This is a genomic window from Pontiella sp. (assembly GCF_041622395.1).
In the GTDB taxonomy this organism is placed as follows: domain Bacteria; phylum Verrucomicrobiota; class Kiritimatiellia; order Kiritimatiellales; family Pontiellaceae; genus Pontiella.
In genome coordinates this window covers 1-2,256 of sequence record NZ_JBFJYW010000401.1, presented here as the reverse complement: position 1 = coordinate 2,256, position 2,256 = coordinate 1, and the positions used below count along the sequence as shown (strand labels likewise).

3 protein-coding genes are annotated in these 2,256 nt (G+C 60.5%); all 3 read left to right on the top strand.

Annotated elements, in window-relative coordinates; translation table 11 throughout:
- On the top strand, positions 1–360 hold a 360-nt coding region (locus ABYO54_RS16025), incomplete at its 5' end, for a winged helix-turn-helix domain-containing protein (RefSeq protein ID WP_372809235.1).
- Positions 339–1,784, top strand: coding sequence for a sensor histidine kinase (locus ABYO54_RS16020; RefSeq protein ID WP_372809234.1), 1,446 nt, complete (start codon positions 339–341; stop codon positions 1,782–1,784). The genes ABYO54_RS16025 and ABYO54_RS16020, both read left to right, overlap by 22 nt.
- A gap of 100 nt (positions 1,785–1,884) precedes the next feature.
- The coding region (locus ABYO54_RS16015) for a hypothetical protein (RefSeq protein ID WP_372809233.1) at positions 1,885–2,256 on the top strand (372 nt) is incomplete at its 3' end.

Here is a 2,256-nt window from a genome sequence, read left to right as displayed (position 1 = left end):
CTGCTGGCGCGCATCAATGCCGTAACCCGCCGCAACAGCGTGTTGCACGCGGGGCCGTTGATGCTCAACCTCGTGACCCGCGAGGCGCGGTATGGCGATGAAAAAATATTCTTTGCCCCGCGCGAGTTTCGGCTGCTCGAATATCTGATGCGGTCGCCGAACAAGGTGTTCACGCGCTCGCAGCTGTTGAAGTATGTCTGGGGCTATGGGTTTGATCCGCAGACGAGCTTGGTCAAGGTTTGCGTCCGCCGCATCCGCGAGAAGATTGATCGCGACGGCGACAGCTTCATCCAAACGGTTCGCAACACGGGCTATCGCTTCAATGCGGAGGCCGGCCGGTGCCAGGCTCGTTCAAACTAAAGTTGGCGCTTTACAGCGTTCCGCTGTTCGGGGTTTTGCTGACGGGCTATTGCGTATATTTTTTGCGGATGGCCTATCGGGTTGGGCTGGAGCGCACCGATGCCGAACTGCGTGCGAGCCTCGGCGACCAGTTGCGCCACCCGCGGCAGATCGATCTGGAGGAGCGGGTCGGGGACCGGATGGCGTCGGTGGGGCGGGAGGTGCCCGGCCGAACGCTGGTCTTCCGGATGACGGACTACGACGGCAACATCATGATCGAGTCGGGGGACTGGCCCAAGGGATACGACGGGGAAGCGATCCTCGACGAAGCCTTCGTTTCCCTCTTTTTCGCCGAACGGGCGAATCCGAATTTGCCGGAAGCGGCGGGGCGGCGCGGGATGCATCCGGAGCTCCCCATCTCCCGCGCGATCTTCGAAACCGTGGGGACCTACCGGATGATGGCCGTGTGCAATCCCGATCTGCGCGTGCTGATTGGAATGGGGCTCGAACCGCTGAATGCCGAAATCGGCGAGTTCCGGTCCAAGCTGCTGCTGTCGGCCCCGTTGGCGTTGTTACTGCTGATTGGGAGCGGCTGGTTGCTGGCGAAGTTGGCCTTGCGCCCGGTCAACGCCATTGTCCATACGGCCCGCAAAGTGAGTGCCCGGCATCTGGATGAGCGTATCGGCGTGGTTAAGGCCGATCCCGAGTTCCGGCAGCTGATCGACACCATCAACGAAATGCTCGGCCGGCTGGAGCGGAGTTTCGGCCAGGCGGCGCGCTTCAGTGCCAATGCCGCGCACGAGCTTAAAACCCCGCTCACCATCCTGCACGCGCAACTCGAAACCGCCTTGCGAAAGGCCCCGGACGGGTCGCCCTCCCAAACCCTTTGCGTGGATTTGCTCGACGAGGTCCAGCGGTTGGACGGCATCATCCGCAACCTGCTGATCTTGGCGCAGGCCGATTCCGGGAACATGCCGCTCCAGCGCGAACCGCTGGATTTCTCGGCGATGGTCTCGGAGGCCGTCGACGATATCGAGGCGCTGGATTCCCGGCAGCGGACCGTTGCCCGCATCGATCCCGCGATCGAGGTCGAAGGCGATCGGCGGATGCTGGAGCTGGTGATGCACAACCTGGTCGGGAATGCGGTGAAATACAGTCTGGGCGAACCGCCCATCACCGTCGCCTTGAAACGGAAGGGCGAATGGGTGCAACTGACCATTTCGAACCGCGGGGCTCCCATTCTCCCGGCGGAGCGCGAACGGATTTTCGAGCGGTTCTACCGCGCCGATTCGGCCCACAACCGCAAGGTCGACGGCACCGGGCTCGGCCTTTCCATCGCCCGCGAAATCGCGCAGGCCCATGGCGGAAAATTGGAGCTGATCGATGCCGATCCCGCCGAAACCGCCTTCCGTTTATCCCTGCCGGCGTCGGTTACATCACGGTAACCATAATTGAATCAATATTCGTCGTTGAACCCGTTATATATCCAATAACCAAGCGTGTACCACCACACCATTGCACAGGAACAAGCAGGAACCTAAAAAGATGAAAAAGTCAGTTGTTTTTATAGTCGCGGCCGTCGTGGCGAATGCCGGGGGCCAGGAGATTTCGATCTCAAAGCCGGGGTCCGCATCCGTAAACCTGAAGGCGAACGCCTATTACCGCATGAATCGGGATAATACCCTGTCGTACAGTCAGGACATCCGCTCCAAGTATTACGGGGTGTGGTTGAGGGATAGCACCTGGGATGAAAACTCGACGACCGACGACGGCGAAGCCGCGTTCCAGCGCGGCGAGCTCAACGAAGACGTCAGCATCTGGATCAATAACGAAATTTCCGGGCGGCTCTACGAAGTGACCACCCAGTGGGCCTACACCAACCTCTACACCACGTATGTCTATGGAGAGGACGACCCG